The sequence below is a fragment of the Arthrobacter sp. efr-133-R2A-120 genome (genome assembly GCF_030209835.1).
Lineage (GTDB): Bacteria > Actinomycetota > Actinomycetes > Actinomycetales > Micrococcaceae > Arthrobacter.
Map to the genome: position 1 here is coordinate 46159 of NZ_JARVRF010000013.1, position 19055 is coordinate 65213.

The window sequence follows — 19055 nt, forward strand, 5'->3', positions numbered from 1 at the left end:
TGTCTACTGCGGATAACGTTTACCGTTGGCGGCAAGATTCTTGCTCTAGCAATGGATAACGTTTTCCGTTACGCTAGTTCCACCCGGACCTCCTGTCAAGACGGGCGCCGGAAGACATTGGGAATCGTCAGCTTCGGTTGCGGTTAGGCTGGAGCGTCGATCACATCAAAGGAGTCTGGACATGGCCACGTTGCGAGAGATAGCCGAACTGGCGTCCGTCTCGGTAGCCACCGCTTCACGCGTGCTCAACGGCTCGGCGGAGAAGCACCCGGTGTCCCAGGATGTGCGGGCCAGTGTGCGGGCTGCAGCGGACACTCTGGGCTACACGCCGAGCGCCACGGCCCAGGCGCTGAAGCAACAGCGCAGCAAAATCATCGGCGTCATTGCCAGCGACATCCTCGATCCATACTTCGCAGAGATGACCCGCGGGATCGAGATCGAAGCGGCCAAGTTCGGATATGTCACTATTTTGGCCAATGCCAACCGCGACCCGGAGCAGGAGCGGACAAAATTCCGCGTCCTGCGTGAACATCAAGTCTCCGGGATCGTGTTTTGCGGCAGCGACATCGAGGGCTCACCCGGAACCGCGCAACTCGCCCGCGAAGTCAACCTCGCCGTAAGGGCCGGTACGCGGGTAGTGGCGCTCGCTCCCCGGGGGTTTGATTCCACGAAGATCGTCATCGACAACGCCGCGACGGCGTACGAACTTACCCAGTACATGCTTTCGCTTGGGCACCGAAAAATTGCCTTCATCGGAGGAATTCCCGGACTCTCCGCGGCCGAGCAGCGAATTGTCGGCTACCGCGATGCAATGTTCGAAGCGCAGGCCCCCGCACAAGTCCTCGGCTTGACCGGCATGAGCCAGGAATCGGGAAAGCGCGCCGCCGAGGAACTGACCGCATCGACTCAACTTCCGGACGCGATCGTCTGCACCAACGATGAAGTGGCCGTCGGCGTTCTCGCGCATCTTTGGACCGCAGGGTACAAGATCCCCGAAGACGTGTCCGTCGCCGGCATAGGTGGTACGCGTGGTGGTGCAGTCTTCGGCCTCACGACAATGACGCTCCCCCTGGTGGAGCTCGGCGGACTTGCCGCCCGTTACATCGCCACGGCAGGTGGCTCATCAGACGTGCCGGCTCCCCCGAGCTTTGAGCTGCATATCGGATCCACCTCTGCCCCGCGCGGACAATCCGACTAAACGGGCGTCCGCTGAAGGGCATCCCGCCGCGGCGCCCCTTGTCCCGGCCTCGCGCCGCCGGGTGTAATGGACGCACGACGGCGACTCCCGCCGTCGTGCGCTGAAGGAGCCGCAATGTTCACCAGCCCGTACGCTGATGTCGAGATCCCCGAAGTCACGATCTATGAGTATCTATTCGGTGGGCTGGGCGGCGAGGACCTTGACCGGACCGCACTCGTGGACGGCACGTCCGGCGTGGAAATGAGCTACCGGCAACTCGTCAGCCGAATCGACGCCACCGCAGGCTGGCTCGCGAGCCACGGGGCCGGCCCAGGGATCACCGTGGGCCTCTTCTGCCCCAACGTGCCGGCGTTCGCGGTCGTCTTCCACGGGGTCCTCCGCGCGGGCGCCGTCGTCACCACGATCAACGCGCTGTATACCGCCGATGAAGTCGGCAGCCAGCTCAGCGACGCCGGCGCCTCCTGGCTCTTCACCGTCTCGCCCTTCCTGGAGCGCGCGGAGGCCGCCGCCCAGGCCGCCGGCATTCCGGCGGAGCGCCTCGTGGTGCTCGACGGCGGCGACCTCGCCTCGGCCGCGGGCCATCCCTCGCTCGCGGACATCATCGACGCCGGCCTTCCCGCGCCGACGCTGAGCGTCGATCCGCACGCCGCCGCCGTCGTGCCCTACTCCTCGGGCACGAGCGGCACACCGAAGGGCGTCCTGTTGAGCCAGTACAACCTCGTGGCGAACGTCGCGCAATCCAGTGCCTTCTTCCGGGTGACTCCCGACGACGTGCTGCTTGCCGTCTTGCCCTTCTTCCACATCTACGGCCTGACCGTGCTGCTCAATCTCGCCCTCGGAGAGCGGGCCCGGCTCGTCACGATGCCGAAGTTCGACCTCGCCGAGTTCCTCCGCATCACGCAGGACCATCGCTGCACGTACCTCTTCATCGCTCCGCCCATCGCCGTCGCACTGGCGAAGCATCCGCTGGTGGACCAATACGACCTCTCGTCCGTCCGCGCCGTGCTTTCGGGAGCAGCGCCCCTTGACGGCGAACTGGGGCACGCTGTTGCGAACCGCCTCGGGTGCACGATGCTCCAGGGCTATGGAATGACCGAGCTGAGCCCCGTATCCCACGCCATCCCGCGCGACGGCGCCGAGCATGTCCCGCTCGACTCAGTGGGCTACACCGTGCCGAACACGGAGTGCAAGCTCCTCGACCCCGCCACGGACGAAGAAATCGAAGTCCCGGCCGAAGGACCGAGCGCCCGCGGACAGCTGCTAGTCCGCGGCCCGCAGGTCATGCTCGGCTACCTGAACCGGCCCGACGCTACAGCGGCGACGATCGATCCGGATGGCTTCCTCCGCACCGGCGATATCGCGACCGTCACGGCCGACGGCGTCGTGACGATCGTCGATCGACTCAAGGAGCTGATCAAGTACAAGGGCTACCAGATCGCGCCTGCCGAGCTTGAAGCGCTCCTGCTTACCCACCCACGGATTGCGGACGCCGCCGTCATCGGCATCCACGCGGACGACGGCGAAGAGGTGCCAAAGGCATTCGTCGTCCGGCAGGCAGGGGCCGAGCTCGGGGACGGCGATGTCATGGAGTTCGTCGCCGGGCGTGTGGCGCCGTTCAAACGGGTGCGATCGGTGGAGTTCGTCGAGGCGATTCCCAAGTCGGCGTCGGGGAAGATCCTTCGGCGGGAGCTGCGCGCTAAGGGTTAGGGACAGCCCGCGCCGGCACTCTCTGTGGCTATGCTTGGCCCTGCGAAGCCGGTGGCACACGCAGGCTTCCATACCTCTCCATTCGGTGCCACCGCAGGTGCACGCCGGCCAAGGCCGTGACTACCGACTGGATGACGACGAGATACATGAGTTGCCGATAGACGAACTGCTGAAGCGGAAGGGTCCACAGTGGACGAAGCGACTCATTGTCGAGCCGGAACGCATAGGCCGCCATGAGGAATTGCACCAGGAGGAAGACAAGCCAGAGCGCGGCGATCCGGACCGGATCAAGGAAGACCAGGCCGTAGATGGCGAAGACGTCCACTACTGGAGCGAACAGCGGCAGCAGCACCTGGAGGACGAGCAGATAGCCGAGCCCGCGCCGGCCGAGCTTTCCAGCCTGCCCGCCCTGCACCACCGCGCCCCGGTGCTTCCACATGGCCTGAAGCGTGCCATAGCACCAGCGGTATCGCTGTTTCCAAAGCGCGCCAAGGCTCGCGGGAGCTTCGGTCCAGGCCCTCGCATCGTCCTGGTACACGACCCGCCAGCCATCGCGGCACAGTGCCATGGTCAGGTCCGTGTCTTCAGCAAGCGTGTCGTCGCTGACTCCGCCAACCCGGAACAGGGCATCGCGGCGGAAGGCACCAATAGCCCCGGGAACGGTCGGCATGCACTCGGCGATGTCGAACAACCTGCGGTCCAGGTTGAAGCCGACGACGTATTCGATGTGCTGCCAGGCTCCGAGGATCCCTCCACGGTTGGCAACCTTGGTGTTCCCTGAAATTGCGCCCACTCGAGGGTCGGCGAAGGGCTGAATGAGGGCGTGAACCGTTTCCGGTTCGAAGACGGTATCACCGTCGACCATCACCACGAGATCGTGGCCGGCAGCTGCAAGCCCGGCATTCAACGCGGAGGGTTTGCCGCCGTTCGCTTTCCGGATCAACGTAACACCCGGCAAGCCGAGCTTTTCGACGATGTCCGCGGTGTCATCGGTCGACCCGTCGTCAACCACAATGATCTCCACCGGATGGCTTGATTCGGCGATAGACCGGACTGCGGCTTCGATGCCGGCGGCCTCGTTGTACGCGGGGACGATGACGCTGACCGGCTCCGTGACCTCGGGCCGGACCGGCACGTCCACCCGGCGTCGGCTGCGGCCGGTCGCAAGGGACCGGCGCGCCGCTTTCCGGTGGCGCGCTCCGCACACCACCACGAGCACGGCCCGGACCACTGTCACGACTCCGGCCGCAACGAGCGCCCAGGAGATGGCGGCGATGAAGAAATCGCTGAGCCGTATTCCCCACACCAACGCGTTTCCGCTGATCTGCTCTCCCACCGAGGCATCGCGCATGCTTGCGATCCCGACGGCGTCGCCCGCCGTCGTGACCCGGAAGCCTTGATCCGCGACCTTGGTGAGGACGGAGTCGAGCGCCGTGACCGTCTGCTCCCTGTCTCCGCCGCCGTCGTGCATGAGGAGCACCTGGCCCTGCGGGCCTGAAGGGGTGAGGTTCTTCTCGATGGCGGCGACTCCGGGCCGCTGCCAGTCCTCACTGTCCTGGGTGGAGAGCACCGTGAGATAACCCCGGTCCGCAGCGGTGCGCATCGCCGCCCACGTCCCGTCCCGGACGGCGTCGTTCTCGGAGCTGTACGGCGGACGCAGGAGCGTCGAGGCACGGCCCGTGATGCCGGCAATCACTTGCTGGTCGCCCTGGACCTCAAGCTGCTGGCGCCAAGCCGGGGCGCTCCCAAAGTCCGCATGTGTCAACGTGTGCACCCCGATCTCGTTGCCGTCTGCAAGGATGCGGCGTACGAGGTCGGGATTGTCGATGGCAGCTGAACCCACCACGAAAAACGTGGCATGGACATGGTGCTTGCGGAGGACGTCAAGGATCCGGGGAGTCCAGACCGGGTCCGGACCGTCGTCGAACGTCAGCGCGAGCGTGCGGTCCGGCGGACCGACGGTACGAACGGAGCCGCCACGGGAATCAACCACCGGCCCACCGTGCGAGACCGCGTCCGGGACGGTACTCGCGGAGCCACCCCCGGGCACCGAGTCATCGGCGATCCCGGCGAGGTGATGCATGTACCCCTGCACGACGAGTGCGACACCCAGTGCCAACAGGACGGCCAGAAGGATGAACCAGTGCGCCCTGACACTGACCGGAGCAGTGCGCTTGCTCAGGCGGCGCGCACTCACGGGTGCGTCGGCGTGGACGGTCGCGTAGCCTGGCCCGGAGCTGTCCCGCTCTTGCCCGGACCCGTCGGCGACGAGCCCGGCGCAGAGGACGCAACCGGCGCAAACGAGGCAGCATGTTGCGCGGCCGCACCGTTGATCGGTCGTGCCACAGCAGCGGGCGAAGGAGAAGTCACCGGAACACCGAAAGCGGCCGGCGTCGAAGGCGCAGGCAATCGGCCCCCGCCGGTCGGGAGCCCGTCCGCGTTGGAAGGCGGAGTCGATGGGGATGACGGAAGACCACGGGCTGCCGGAGTGGCCGGTGGCGCCAAGGGCTTCACTGCGGCCGGCAGGGGCAGGAACGGCGCCGCAACATTGGGCCCTCCCATGAACGCAACCAGCAGGAGGACGACATAGCCTCCTGCGAGCACAAGGGCTCCGAGCCCAATAAGCTTGAGCCTCCGCAGGCGCCGGCCTGAGGCGTCGACGAAGACAGGCCCACGCGGCGACGCGGATCCAGGCTGATCGGACGTTTCATTAAAAGCTGCCATCGGGCACCAACCTTAGAGGATTCGCATCCCGTAGCCCAAAAAGCGTCTTGTGCGACGATCCCCCGGGTTCAAGGTTCAAAACGGCTAGCGCTTCGCCAGCGTTCGCAGGAGTTTCAGGGCCACGGAGATCGACGCGAGGTCTACTTGCCCGGGTTTGGTGACCTCCACAAAGGTGTCCTTGATCCTTCCCAGCTGCTCCTGGCGTCCACTCTCCCACTCCACGATGCGGTCCACGGCAGAGGCGCCGGAGGCCCCGCTCGCCCGGGTCGTCCGCATGACGGAAATGGTGATGTCGACGACGGCGGAATAGGCGTCGTCGCGCAGGGCTGCACGAGCCAGGGCTTCCCACCGGCTTTGCCGCGGCAGGTCAGTGATGCGCAGCAACAGCGTTCCCACACCGATCCAATGAATGACCGTGTGGTACATGTCGGCGACGGTGGTGAGGGGTTCATCCACTTGCTCCGCCACCAGCGAGATGTCCAGGAGGGAGAAGCTCTCGAGCAAATCGGAGGCGCGCCGCCCCAGATCACCCGGCATCCCGACGTCGTTCCAATGCGCCAGCCGTTGCTCGGCGCGGTCAAGGTCCGAGCCGCGCAGAAATTCCGTGGTCCGGGTCCGTAGCAGGTCCAGGGTCGGCCCGATCCTCCTCAGGGCTTCCGCGATGGCTTGGTCCCGATGATCGTGTGTCACGTACCACCGGGTTGCCCGGTCGAGGAGCCTGCGCAGTGGAAGGGCCACAGCGGCGTGTTCGCTGGGAAACCCGGGAGGCAGGCTTGCGATCCTGTCCACGAACCGCTGCAGCTCATAAGCCTCGCGGACCACCACGAAAGCCCTGGCCACGGCCGCCGCAGTTGCCGTAGTCTCCTCGATGGCTCGGAAGGCGAACGTGATCCCTCCAAGATTGATCATGTCGTTGGCCACCACCGTGCAGATGATCTGCCGACGCAGCGGGTGGGAGTCCAGTTCAGCATCAAAGCGCTCGGACAACTGGCGTGGAAAGTAGCCACGGAGGACCCGCTTGAACCAGGGATCGTCGGCGAGGTCGCTGGCGGTCAGCTCCCTCGCCAGCTCAATCTTCGCGTAGGCGGCTAGCACCGACAGCTCCGGCGAGGTCAGTCCAGTGCCTGCCCGCAGCCTGTCCTGGAGTTGTTCCGTGCCCGGCAGAGCCTCCAGGCCGCGGTCCAAGTCCGCCGCGTCCTCCAGCCAGTCCATGATCCGTTCAAAACCAGGACTCAGCTCCGGCGCCAAGTGCCGGTCGTTGAAAAGGAGGACGTTCTGGTCCGTGTTGTTTGCCAGGACCAGGCGGCTCACTTCATCGGTCAGGGAATGCAGGAAGCCCGCACGTTCCCCAGACCCCATTTTCCCTGCCGCAATCATCCGGTCAACGAAGATCTTGATGTTGACCTCGTGGTCCGAACAGTCCACGCCGGCCGAATTGTCTATCGCATCGGTGTTGAGGAGGACACCGGCGAGTGCCGCCTCAATCCGGCCGCGCTGCGTGAACCCCAGGTTCCCGCCCTCGGCCACGATCCGGGTCCTCAGCTCGTTGCCGTTGACCCTGATGGCGTCGTTGGCTTTGTCGCCGACGTCGGTGTGGTCCTCGGTGGAGGCTTTGACGTATGTTCCGATTCCCCCGTTGTAGAGCAGGTCCACGGGCGCCCGGAGAATGGCCTGCATCAGCGCGTGGGGAGGCAGCGAAGCCGTCCCCGGCTCCAGGCCGAGGGCAGTCCGGACCTGCTCCGTGATCCCGATGGCTTTGGCCCGGCGGGAATGGACACCCCCGCCTTCGCTGATCAGCGAAGGATCGTAGTCGGCCCAGGACGAACGGGGAAGACCGAAGAGACGCCTGCGTTCTTCGAAGGACGTTGCCGCGTCAGGACTCGGATCAAGGAAGATGTCCCGATGGTCGAAAGCCGCCACCAGACGGATGTGCGGCGAGAGCAGCATCGCGTTTCCGAACACGTCCCCGCTCATGTCTCCGATGCCGGCCACAGTGAAGTCTTCGCTCTGTGAATCCATGCCGAGCTCGCTGAAATGGTGTTTCGCGGATTCCCATGCACCGCGGGCCGTGATGCCCATCTGCTTGTGGTCATATCCCACGGATCCCCCGGACGCGAACGCGTCGCCGAGCCAAAAGCCGTATTCCCGGGCCACGGAATTGGCTGCGTCTGAAAATGACGCTGTTCCCTTGTCAGCTGCAACCACCAAGTAATAGTCATCGCCGTCATGGCGCACCACGCCGGCCGGGGGCACCACCGACTCTCCCTTGGATGAGGCGAGCAGATTGTCAGCGATGTCCAGCATGCCCTTGACGAAGATCCGGTAGCACTCCAGGCCCTCAGCGAGCCATGCCTCCCGGTCCAGTGCCGGGTCGGGTAGCCGCTTGGGATAGAAACCTCCTTTTGCTCCTGTGGGCACAATGACGGAGTTCTTCACGTTTTGTGCCTTGACCAGTCCCAGGACCTCGGTCCGGAAATCCTCGCTTCGGTCAGACCACCGCAAACCCCCGCGTGCCAGGGTTCCGAAGCGCAGGTGAACGCCTTCCACCCGCGGCGAGTACACCCAGATCTCGTACTTCGGCCGCGGAAACGGGGCACCGGCAATCGCGGCGGGATTGAGTTTGAAGCTCAAGTGGGCCTTGTCCAGGAAGTAGTTGGTCCGCGTTGTGGCTTCGACGAGGTTCATGAACGTGCGCAGCAGACGGTCAGCGTCGAGGACCGGGACGTCGTCGATCGCGGCCAGCAACTCCTTTTTGGCATCAGCAATGTTCCTGCCGCGGTCGGACTCGTCCAGTCCCGGATCGAACTTCGCTTGGAACAGTGCCAGGAGCGCGCGTGTTGCCCGGACGTTGCTGATCAGCGTGTCCGCGATGAATCCGTACGAGTTGGTGGTCCCCAGCTGCTGGAGGTATTTCGCGTAACTTCTCAGGATTGCGGCCTGCCGCCACGCAAGCCGTTCCCGGATGACGAGTGCGTCGATCCGGTCGGATTCGATGTCCCCCCGCATGGCGGCCGTGAAGGCATCCGCGAGCAGTCCGCTGGTTCCCTCGGGGTCGACGCCGCCAGGAAACTTCACGCCGAGGTCGTAAAGAAACAGCTCCTGGCCACCCCGCCGAAGCTCGAAAGGCCGCTGGTCCAGCACTTCGAGCCCGAAGTTGTGCAAGAAGGGCAGGATCTGCGTCAGGCTCCTGGGCCTTGTCAGGTAGAGGCGGATCCGGGCGTCCTCGACGAGCGTGCCCGGCGCACCCTTCCTGGCGTATACCGTGAGCAGCGGATCCCCGTATGGCCTGCCCCCTGCTCCGTCCAGGTCGAAGGTCTCGAAGTTGACGATGTCCCCGAGCGCGGCCTCCGCCTCGTAGACCGCGCGATAACCCGGGGGAAAGGCATCAGACCAGAGCCCGGCGAGCCTTGCGGCCTCCGCCGCCGGGAAGCGGTCCCGGACCGCGTCCTCGAGCCCGTCCGACCATGAGCGGGTAGCGGCTATCAGGCGCCGCTCGAGTTGGGAAGGGTCGACGACGGCGGCCCTGGACGCGGCGGCGTCGGGCGTGGCACCTACATGGATCCGGAAGAACACCCGGGCCATGGGCGACTCGCTCAGACGGACCTCGAAATCGACTGCGTCCGCCTTGAACGCCCGCCTGAGTTCTTCCTCCATCAACAGCCGGACAGCGGTGCTGTAACGGTGGCGCGGGAAGAAGACGAGCGCGGACACGAACCGTCCATGGCTGTCAGGTCGAAGGAACACACGGATCCGCTGCAGCACCTCGGCACGAAGAATTTCGCCCGCCAGGCGCGCGAGCTCATCCGCTTCAACATGGAACAGTTCGTCCCGCGGAAAAGTCTCCAGGATAGCCATCAGGTCCCTGGTTTGGAGCGATCGGGGCGTAAACCCCAGTCTTTCGCTGACTGCCTGGACTTTCTCGCGGATTACCGGAATCCGGCGGACCGATTGGTGCGTGGCGCCGGGCGTGAACAACCCCAAGAAGCGTCGTTCGCCGGTGGCCCGGCCGGCCGCATCGAACATTTGCAGACGAACTTCGTCCAGGTACGAGCGCCTCAGGACGGTGGATCGCACCTCCGAGGTGGAAAGGGCGAGGGCCCGGGACCCTGGGATACCGGGTGCGCGTGCCCCAGCGCTTCCGGAGGCGTCCCCCCGTGGCCGCCGCAGCAGACCCAGCGCGGAACCTTGCCGCTCCGAAAGCAGTTCCTGGCCGCCCGCCGTCGTGAGTTCATCTTCGGTGTACCCGAGAAACAGGAAGTTTCCGTCGTCGAGCCAGAGGAGCAGTTCTTTGAGCTGTTCCGGTGGCGGCACCATACCGCGCGGGAATCCGTCCACGGAGGCAACCGCTTCGGCAACCTTGCCACGGAGGGCGGCCGCGTCATCGGCGGCAACCCGGACATCGTCCAGCACCCTCTGCAGGTTTTCCGTCAGTTGACTCACGGCCGCAGCATCGGCCAGCCTGCCGATCTCCGCGGCAATCCAGAGCTCGGGTTCCCCGGCCTCCGGAGGGGTCGCGCCCTCGGACGTTCCTAGGCGGACGTCCAATAGCTCGTGGGACACCGGGTCGCGAAGCACCCGAAAGCCTGGATGAACAAGGAGGTTGATCGACGTGTCGTCGCGCGTAAGCTCCGCCGTGACGGAGTGGACCAGGTACGGGATGTCCTCTGTCACCACCGCGACGACGCTGGCATCCAATTCCGTCAGGATCCCGACGGCGGCCCGCCCGGGCGCGCGCGACGACGCCACTTTCAGATGGTGCGCGGCCCGCGCACGGAGTGTCTCGGGACTGTAGCTTCGCAGATCCTCCGGGGGCACCTGGGCAAAGTATTCGGCCACGAAAGCTTCGCTGGGCTCAAGGGAAGCTACTGACTTCGCCTGCTCCGCCGGCACCGATTCGCGTGTCATGTCACCGCGCCTCCACTGCGGGTGCCACTCGCAAACTGGGGTTGACGATCCAGCCCTCCGCGCCTCCCTTCATCATGGCTGGCCGTAATGACCCCGTCCAGATGCTCGAACAAAGTATCGGGACATGACGCGGGCGCGGGCCGCACGGCCCGCGCCCTGCTGTCGGCGTCGGAGGACTAGTGCTTCCTGAAGGCGCCTTTGATCTTTTCGCCTGCCAGCTTCAGATCGGCCCTGACCTGACGGGACTTGCCCTCAGCCTTCAGCCGGTCATTGCCGGTGGCCTCGCCGGCCGCTTCCGTGGCCTTGCCGTGGAATTTCCCGGCAGCGTGATGGATCCTCTCACCCCAACCCATGATGGCTCTCCTTAGTCGGCGGCCCGCGGCAGGACACCGCGCGGCCGCACTTAAATTGTAGGGACGGAAGCGCGGCAAAGACACGTCCCGGCAGGGAAGCCTTGCCACTCAGGAAGCACGGATTAGGGTCCCGTACCATGGGGCGGATGGTGTTCATACGGCTATACCGCGAAGGCAAACTCGAACGCGACGATGTCCGGGCCCACGAAATCGAAGCCCTGGCCCGCCAGGATGACGTGGTGCTGTGGATCGACTACACGGACCCGACGGCGGATGACCTGCTCGGCGTCGAAACCGTGTACGGGCTCCACCGCCTCGCCGTCGAGGACGCCGTCCACGACTTCCAGCGGCCCAAACTGGACCGGTACCCGAACCATCTGTTCCTCTCGGCCTACCAAGCGGCGTTGCGGCCAGGCACCGGCGAACTGGCCGTCGTCGAAATCTCGGCGTTCGTGACCCACAACGCCCTCGTGACAGTGCACGGGACCGGGTTCGACACCGACAAGCTGACGGCGCACTGGGACGCGGAAACCGACCTCGCCCAACACGGCGTGCCTTTCCTCTTCTGGGGCCTGCTGGACATGATCGTCGACGGGCACTTCGACGCCGTCCAGGAACTCGATGGCTACATCGACGCCCTCGAGGAGTCGCTCTTCGATGACCACTCCCCCGACCATGACCTGCAGCGGAAGACCTTCGAACTCCGCAAGAACCTCGTCCGGCTCCGCCGCGTCGTCCTGCCCATGCGTGAAGTCCTCAACACCCTCCTCCGGCGGGAGGACCTGGTCGGCTGCAGCCCGGCGATGCAGCCCTTCCTGCAGGACGTCTACGACCACGTGCTGCGTGCCACGGAATGGACGGAATCCCTCCGCGATCTGGTCACCACCATCCTGGAAACCCACATCAGCATCCAGGGGAACCAGATGAACCTCGTCATGAAGAAGGTGACCAGCTGGGCCGCGATCATCGCCGTCCCCACTGCCGTGACCGGCTTTTTCGGTCAGAACGTGCCCTTCTTCGGCTTCCAGAGCGATTACGGCCTCTGGCTATCCAGCGCACTCATGGCCGGCGGTTCAATATTCCTGTACTTGGCATTCAAGAAGCGAGACTGGATCTAGCCAGGGGTCCTCCCAAGGCAGAATGGAAGGCATGCCCCTTACTACCTTCGCCCTCGTCCGCCACGGCCAGACAGACTGGAATGCCCAGCGCCGGCTGCAGGGATCCACCGATATTCCGCTGAACGACGTCGGCCGTGGGCAAGCGCGTGACGCCGTCGCCGTCCTGTCCGGTCACGAGTGGGACGTCGTCGTTTCCTCACCGCTGAGCCGGGCCGCGGAAACCGCCGAGCTGATCGCTGCAGGGTTGGGGCTGAGCGTGGACCGGCACGTGCCGGAGCTCACCGAGCGACGCTTTGGACCTGCCGAAGGCCTTCATGCAGGACCTGAATTGGAGGCGCTGCGCATCCCCGGTGGCTTCCGCGGCGCGGAATCCGAGGACGAGGCAGCCTCCCGTGGGCTAGCCGCACTGGAAGCGCTGGCGGACGAGTTCAGCGGCCGCCGCGTCCTGGTTGTCGCCCACGGAACACTCCTCCGCGTGAGCCTCGGCCGCGCGGTTGGCCGCACTTTGCAAAGCATCGACAACGCCGTGCTCAACCTTGCCCACCACCATCCCGTTGACGGCTGGCAGCTCGAATACTTCAACGGTGAACGCGTCATGGCTACCGTTCCCGGCTGAGAGCAACGAGCCCAAGGCATACCCACCGGCAAGGCGGCGTGGGAGACTGTTCAGCACGGACAGGAACTCTTTTCGAAGGGGATGGTCGCCGTGACGGTAACTGGTCTCAACGCCGTCGACCACATCGTCGTCTTGATGCTTGAAAACCGATCATTCGATCACATGCTCGGATACCTCTATGCCGATTCCGGCAATGTTTCCCCTGCGGGGGACCGGTTCGAGGGCCTGACCGGCACGGAGTCCTGCCCAGGATCCGATGGCAGTCCGGTTGGAGTCTATCGGCTGACTCCCTCGACCCCCGACCTCTACTTCATGCCGGGCGCCGACCCTGGAGAAGGGTACCGGGCAACGAACGCCCAGCTCTTTGGCAGCGCCGGCGCGCCGAAAGCGGGGGCTGTTCCTTCCATGACCGGTTTTGTAGGCAACTACGCCGGCGCCATCAAGGACAACCTCGCCAAGGGCTGGCACGTGGTGCCGGGCACAACCGAGCACATGATCATGGGCTGCTTCACCCCGCAGACACTGCCTGTGTTGTCGGCGATGGCGAAGGGATTCGCCGTCTGTGACGCCTGGTTCGCGTCGGCTCCCACGATGACGATGCCTAACCGGGCCTTCGCCTGCGCCGGCACCAGCCAGGGCAACTTGGATGACAAGGCCAAGCGGTTCACCGTGCCGAGTATCTTCGGGCACCTCGGCAACCATGGCATCCCGTGGAAGATCTATGGCGAAACCAGGTCACCCCTGACGAAACTCGACTTCGACGACACGCGGCACGCTCCGGCGTCGAACATTGGCCTGTTCACGGACTTCCAAGCCGACGCGGCGGCCGGGCGGCTCCCCGCATACGCCTTCCTCGAACCGTCCTGGTCCTCGACAGGCAACAGCGAGCACCCCAACTACAACGTCGCGCTCGGAGAGCAGTTCCTGCTGGACGCCTATCGCGCCGTGCGCGATGGTCCGGCCTGGGACTCCACCCTGCTCATCGTCACGTATGACGAACACGGCGGCTGCTACGACCACGTCGCCCCGCCGTGGGGCGCAACGCCACCGGACGATACCCCCGGGGAATTCGGTTTCGATTTCACCCGGTTCGGAGTGCGGGTGCCAACGGTACTGATGAGTCCGCTCATCCCCGCTGGTACCGTCTTTAGGGCCCCTGGACCTGTCCCGCTCGATCACACGAGCGTCCTTGCGACCATCGAACATCGTTGGAATCTGCCGGCCCTCACCCGACGCGATGCCGCGGCACCCGACGTCGGCGGGGCCTTGAGCCTCGCCGTCCCTCGCACCGACGACCCCCTCGCGGACGTTCAGGCACCTAGTCCACCGCCGACCATGCGGGCACTCGCAGAACAACCGTCCCACCTGCAACAACTGCACGACGAGCTTCTCGCGCAACCGTAGGACCGAGCTTTGGCTGTGTGAGTCCTATTCAGGCCACGGTTCCGTCGGCGGCGTCGATGGCGGCGGGCGCCGTGTCGCCTCGCCCGGTCCACGTCTTGATGGCAGTCCAAGCAACGGCGGCGGTCGGTACGGCCAGTAGGGCACCGATAATGCCTGCGAGCATCGTGCCGATGGCCAAAGCCAGCAAAATGGCCAGTCCATGAATGCTCAGGACCTTGCCCATCAAAACGGGTTGGAGGAAATGGTGCTCAAGCTGGTTGGCCGCTATGAGGACAGCGAGGACGATGAGGGACGTCACCGGACCGTTAGAGATCAGGGCGACACCCACAGCCAGGGTACCTGCCGCAGTGGAACCAATGATCGGAATGAAGCCGCCGATAAACACAAAAACACCCAGGGGCAGGGCAAGCGGGACACCGAGGATGGCCAGGACTGTCCCGATGATCACGCCGTTCACTGCTGCGATCAGAGCCGTGCCGCGGACATAGCCTCCCAAAACGGTGGCGCTTCTTTCCGCCGTGAGATGCGCCTTCCCGCGGTGAGCCGCCGGAAGGAATCCGAAGAGGAAAGTCCTGATCTTTTCGCCGTCCTTGAGGAAGAAGAACAAGATCACGACCATAAGAACCAAGCCGGCCAGGATTTCACCGACGGTACGGGCCCCGGTGAGCGCTTCCGCACCGAAGCTACTGCTCGTGAAGAAACGCTGGATGGAATCGGCCACGGAGCGGATCTGCTCGTCGCTGACCCTGAAAGGTCCGTTGTTCAGGAATTGGTGCAATTGGTCGATGCCGGCAGTGAATTTCACGGCAAGCTCCTTGGATTGCGCCCTGATAAGGAAGACGATTCCGGTGATAACTCCGCCGAAGACTGCGAGGATCCCCACGAACGATGCTGCGACGGCGAGGGCCCGGGGCCACCGGCGGGCTGTCAGCCAACGCACTAGAGGCGAGATCGCAGAGGCAAGAATGAGCGCGATCGTGACCGGGATCATGACGAGCGGCACAGTGGTCATCGCCCACACAATCACCGAGACCAGGGTGATGACCAGGAGCATCTGCGCTGAACGGATCCCGGCCCGGCCAAGGCCGTCGGACCAGATCGCCGACATCGTGGGTTTGTTCGGCGAATTGTTGCTTTCAGTCATTGGATTCCTCCATTGGCCCAGTGGATTTCACGTCGGGGTCACGACGTCCTCCAGCATTGCCCTGTCGAAGAATCGAATCTCTCCTGTTGCCTGGAAAAACACGGGAACTACCGACGTGTTCGCGTCCTTCGACGTTTCATAGATCTCCGGCGCGCTGCCGTGTTTTCGCGCAATGGTTCCAACCATCTCGGTGCCACGAACCCGGACGGTTCGATACTTGTAGCTCATGTGGACCCCTATCGTCAGTCAAGGCAAACGCTACTCCTGTGAGGCACAGTCGGCAGCCGAGGCGCGACCAGCCGCGTTGAGCTGGATTATCCTTCGTCGCAGAGCAAGTGGTACCAGCTGTCGGCCAGCACCTCAAGCGCGTGGTCGCGGTTTGGCTCGAGCTTGCGGCGAGTCCAGAGCGTCGCGACGTAGTCCAGCTGCGTGAAGGCGAGTGTTCCGCGGATGTGGTGCGTTTCCTCAGGGAAGCGGCCAGCCTGTTGCATGCCGCGGACGATGTCGGAGATGACTTCCTCGTGCCATCCCTCCACCAACGTCCGCACTTCGCGATCGACCGCGGCGGCCTCGTCGAGCACATCGAGGTACGGACGGAAGACCGGCCAGAGCGCAGCGCGCGACTCTAGCCACGCAAGGATTCCCGGCAGTTTGCCCTCCCGTACCACGTCGACGAGCTCGACGGCGGTCGACGCCTTGTCGGGACCATCCGCGCGGTCGAGCACGGCGTTGACACGCGCCATGAAGTCCCTCATCAGGTCACTGCGCGAGGGGTAGTAGGCGTAAAAAGTCACCCTTGTGGTGCCGGCAGCGGCGGCGATCTCGTCGATCGTGGTGGCGGCGTAGCCCTTCTCGGTGAAGAGTTCGAGCGCCCGTTCGACGATCATGTCGCGGGTCAGCTGCTTCTGGGCTTCTCGCAACGACGACATGGGTCAATCCTAACCGTGGTGTTCGGCAATTGTGCGGAGGAGTCGCAAAGGATGCGCGTCGCCCAGTGGCCTGACATGCCGTAAAGATGGGCACGCGTCCTCGTATTTGGCCGTGTATGTGAGCGAGCGTCCGGGTTTATGGCCGTGTATGTGAGCGGGCGTCCGGGTGGATGTGCCGGCGCTGCTCGGTCAGTGCCCGACGGCAGCAGTCGCCTTGCGCCGTCGTCCTGCCATTGCGCCTGCCCTCCCCGGACGCCCGCTCACTTTTGGGGCTTTTCCGGCCGACGCTCGCTCACATGATCTGAGCGAGGGTCCTGGAATTTGGCCGTATATGTGAGCGAGGGTCCTGGAATTTGGCCGTATATGTGAGCGAGGGTCCGGGTTTATGGGCCGGCGTCGGCCAGCCGCCGCAATTTCGGGACCGGAATCCGGTAGTTGATCGCCGCCGCGGTCCCGGAGCCGTCCTTGTCCTCCCAGCGCAAGAGCATCGAGTCGCTGTCCTCCCCCGGCTCGCAGTAGTCCGGTGCGCCGACCACGGGCGTGAATCCGACCGACTTGAGCGACAGGCCGAAAGCCTCGGTCCAGAAGTACGGCTGGAAAGTGAACTCGGGCGCCGAGTCACCCTTGAGCAGCCCGACGGCGGCCGCCTTCGCCTGGTCGATGGCGCTCGTCCAGAGGGGCACCCGCCTCACCCCGCGACTGCTCGGGAAGAACGCGACGTCGCCGGCGGCGACGATATCCGGCCGAAGCCGGCCGCGGGAGTCGACCCGCAGCGCCCCATCGACGAGGAGCCGGGTTTCAGCCAACCAGTCCGTGTTCGGTTCGTCGCCGACGGCGGTGACCACCAGATCCGCCTCAAGCTCGGTGCCGTCGGCCAAGACAACCTGCGTCCCGGCGTCGGACTCCACTAGGCGGGCTTTCCCCCCGACAACCACTCGTAGGCCCTGCCGGATGGCGGCGGAGGTGAACATGTCCGCCAGATGGCCGCCGAGCTGGCGCGAGAGGGGCTTGGCGTCGGAGACGAGCGTGACTTCGCAGCCAACGTGCAGGCAACCCGAGGCGACCTCCATTCCGAGCGGCCCGCCGCCGATCACAACCACCGAGGGACGCGATGCGAGGCGTTCCTTGAGCAGGATCGCATCCTCGATGGTGCGCAGTGTGAGCTCCCGGGAGGAGCCGTTCCCTTGCGCTCCCGCCGTGAGGTACTTCGCCCGGGAACCGGAGGCGATGACGAGGCCGTCGTACGGCAGTTCATCGCCTCCGTCCAGATGAACCAGCCGGGCGTCGACGTCCAGTCCCGTGGCGCTGACGCCGAGCATCTCGCTCGCTTCGTGGCCCGGCTCGGGAAGTTGGTGCGCCTGGAGGGCGCCGGCGCTGCTCCCGCCAACCCCGCTCCCGCTAACCCCGCTCCCCCTAACATCGTGCAGCAGCGCCTTCGACAGGGCGGGACGGCTGTACGGTTGGTGGCGCTCGGCGCCGACCACCGTCAACTCGCCGTCGAAGCCCGCCGAACGCAGCGTGTCGCAGGCGGTGAGCCCGGCGATCCCGTTGCCAACCACCACAATCCTACGCAAGGTCATGCCGCAGCCAATCGGAGCGCCGCTACCGGGCAAACCCTGACCGCCGCCTGGGCGGCATCAAGCCCGGCCCCATCCACATCCGGCACATCGATGACCAATTCGCCGTCGTCATTCAGGTGCATCAGCGCGGGCGCGGCTTCTTCGCACAGGCCGTGGCCTTCGCAGCGGGGACGGTCCAGTTCGATCCTCATGCCGCCACCACCTTTTCAACCTGGAGCACCTCGAAGCTCCGCGTAATATTGCTCGGCTCGCGGACCTCATCGGAGAGGGTCAGGGTCTTCACCCTGCGGGCAAGTGCTTCGATGATCGCATGCGCCTCGAGTTTCGCGAGCCCCTGGCCGGCGCAGCCGTGCGGTCCGTAACCGAAGGAAAGGTGGTCCACAGGATTGCGTTTCACATCGAAGGTGTCGGGATTCGCGTAGTGGCGCGGGTCCCGGTTGCCGGCACCGAAGAGGATGCCGACCTGGGCACCTGAGGGAATCGTAACTCCTTCGATTTCCACATCGCGGGTTGCTTTGCGTCCCCAGATGTGGACCGGTGCCCAGTAGCGCAGCACTTCGGCGAACGCGGCGGGAACCAGTTCGGGGTTCTCCCGGACCAGCTCGAACTGGTCGGGGTGGCGGCCGAACAGCGCGACGATGTTGCCGATGGAGGCAATGGTCGTGTCGACGCCTGCTCCGAGGTACTGGTGGATGATGTGGCCCGCGGAACCGTCAGGTATGTCGCCCCGGGTCTCGGCGTCGAAGATGCCACGGCCGATGGAGCCGGGAGTGAGGTCGTCCGCGGTGACGGAGGAGCACCAGCCGTACAGCTCGCCGGCGATCGGGAAGCTCTCTTGGGTGCGCTGGTTCAGCGGGCCGATCACTTGCATCGCGGCCTGGCCCCAGCGCAGCATGTTGTCCTTGACATGACCGCTGAAGCCGATGAGGTCGGCGACGATTTCGATCGGGAAGGCCCGGGCCAGGGCATCGATGGCCTCGAAGCTGCCACTGGTGGCCAGTTCCGCGACAAGCTTGTCGGCCTTTTCGTCGATGACGACTTTGAGGCCGCGAAGGGCCCGGGGGGTGAGGTTCTGTGACAGCGTGGCGCGGAGCTGCGTGTGGATCGGCGGGTCGGAGGCAAGGGAGGTGCCCTGCAGTGCCTCGTTGACCATCGGGTTGAATCCGATGCTGGTGGACGAGAATGCCTCCGGATCGCCGAGCGCATTGCGGATGCCGTCGTATCGCGTCAGGACGTACAGCTCGTTCTTCGGAAGGTGGACCACGGAAGCCTGCTCGCGGAGCGCGGCATATGTGGGGTAGGGGTCGACGAGGATGTCGTCATCCCAGATGTCGATGTCTGACTCGATGGGTGCAGTCACAGTGTTCTCCTTGCGGA

General features: G+C 65.0%; 15 protein-coding genes. 6 read left to right on the top strand and 9 right to left on the bottom strand.

Features of this window, described 5'->3' with window-relative positions:
• The first annotated feature begins 181 nt into the window (after positions 1–181).
• Entirely contained in the window at positions 182–1198 is a 1017-nt protein-coding gene (locus QRN52_RS08505) for a LacI family DNA-binding transcriptional regulator (protein ID WP_284752296.1), read from the top strand.
• Positions 1199–1312: 114 nt separating this feature from the next.
• Entirely contained in the window at positions 1313–2905 is a 1593-nt protein-coding gene (locus tag QRN52_RS08510; RefSeq protein ID WP_284752297.1) for an AMP-binding protein, read from the top strand.
• Positions 2906–2933: 28 nt separating this feature from the next.
• Here QRN52_RS08510 and QRN52_RS08515 read toward each other — a convergent pair whose 3' ends face one another.
• Complete coding sequence (locus QRN52_RS08515) at positions 2934–5102, bottom strand: bifunctional polysaccharide deacetylase/glycosyltransferase family 2 protein (RefSeq protein WP_284752298.1); 2169 nt, start codon at positions 5100–5102, stop codon at positions 2934–2936.
• Between the two features lie 12 nt (positions 5103–5114).
• On the opposite strand from QRN52_RS08515, the gene QRN52_RS08520 reads away from it, so the two are divergent.
• On the top strand, positions 5115–5495 hold the full coding sequence (locus QRN52_RS08520) for a hypothetical protein (protein ID WP_284752299.1): 381 nt from the start codon (positions 5115–5117) through the stop codon (positions 5493–5495).
• A 218-nt stretch (positions 5496–5713) separates the two neighbouring features.
• On the opposite strand, the gene QRN52_RS08525 is transcribed toward QRN52_RS08520, so the two are convergent.
• Both QRN52_RS08525 and QRN52_RS08530 read right to left on the bottom strand, forming a co-directional pair.
• Positions 5714–10534, bottom strand: coding sequence for an NAD-glutamate dehydrogenase (locus tag QRN52_RS08525; protein WP_284752300.1), 4821 nt, complete (start codon positions 10532–10534; stop codon positions 5714–5716).
• A gap of 176 nt (positions 10535–10710) precedes the next feature.
• Positions 10711–10887: a CsbD family protein gene (locus QRN52_RS08530; protein ID WP_059389945.1), complete on the bottom strand. Its 177-nt coding sequence runs from the start codon at positions 10885–10887 to the stop codon at positions 10711–10713.
• A gap of 146 nt (positions 10888–11033) precedes the next feature.
• On the opposite strand from QRN52_RS08530, the gene QRN52_RS08535 reads away from it, so the two are divergent.
• From QRN52_RS08535 to QRN52_RS08545, 3 genes are all read left to right on the top strand, one after another.
• The gene (locus tag QRN52_RS08535) at positions 11034–12005 is read left to right on the top strand and encodes a magnesium transporter CorA family protein (protein ID WP_284752301.1); all 972 of its coding nucleotides are present in this window, start codon (positions 11034–11036) and stop codon (positions 12003–12005) included.
• Positions 12006–12036: 31 nt separating this feature from the next.
• Positions 12037–12621, top strand: a complete 585-nt coding sequence (locus tag QRN52_RS08540; protein WP_284752302.1) for a histidine phosphatase family protein — start codon at positions 12037–12039, stop codon at positions 12619–12621.
• A gap of 90 nt (positions 12622–12711) precedes the next feature.
• Positions 12712–14025: an alkaline phosphatase family protein gene (locus QRN52_RS08545; RefSeq protein WP_284752303.1), complete on the top strand. Its 1314-nt coding sequence runs from the start codon at positions 12712–12714 to the stop codon at positions 14023–14025.
• 28 nt (positions 14026–14053) lie between these two features.
• On the opposite strand, the gene QRN52_RS08550 is transcribed toward QRN52_RS08545, so the two are convergent.
• The 6 genes from QRN52_RS08550 to QRN52_RS08575 form a co-directional block, all read right to left on the bottom strand.
• Entirely contained in the window at positions 14054–15169 is a 1116-nt protein-coding gene (locus tag QRN52_RS08550) for an AI-2E family transporter (RefSeq protein WP_284752304.1), read from the bottom strand.
• A gap of 27 nt (positions 15170–15196) precedes the next feature.
• Positions 15197–15397: a hypothetical protein gene (locus QRN52_RS08555; protein ID WP_284752305.1), complete on the bottom strand. Its 201-nt coding sequence runs from the start codon at positions 15395–15397 to the stop codon at positions 15197–15199.
• Between the two features lie 86 nt (positions 15398–15483).
• Positions 15484–16098: a TetR/AcrR family transcriptional regulator gene (locus QRN52_RS08560; protein ID WP_284752306.1), complete on the bottom strand. Its 615-nt coding sequence runs from the start codon at positions 16096–16098 to the stop codon at positions 15484–15486.
• 383 nt (positions 16099–16481) lie between these two features.
• A complete protein-coding gene (locus QRN52_RS08565) occupies positions 16482–17678 on the bottom strand; it encodes an NAD(P)/FAD-dependent oxidoreductase (RefSeq protein ID WP_284752307.1) in 1197 nt (398 codons plus the stop codon).
• On the bottom strand, positions 17675–17869 hold the full coding sequence (locus QRN52_RS08570; RefSeq protein WP_284752308.1) for a ferredoxin: 195 nt from the start codon (positions 17867–17869) through the stop codon (positions 17675–17677). The genes QRN52_RS08565 and QRN52_RS08570 overlap by 4 nt, the downstream gene beginning before the upstream one ends.
• On the bottom strand, positions 17866–19038 hold the full coding sequence (locus tag QRN52_RS08575) for a cytochrome P450 (protein WP_284752309.1): 1173 nt from the start codon (positions 19036–19038) through the stop codon (positions 17866–17868). Before QRN52_RS08575 ends, QRN52_RS08570 begins: the two co-directional genes overlap by 4 nt.
• Positions 19039–19055 lie beyond the last annotated feature (17 nt).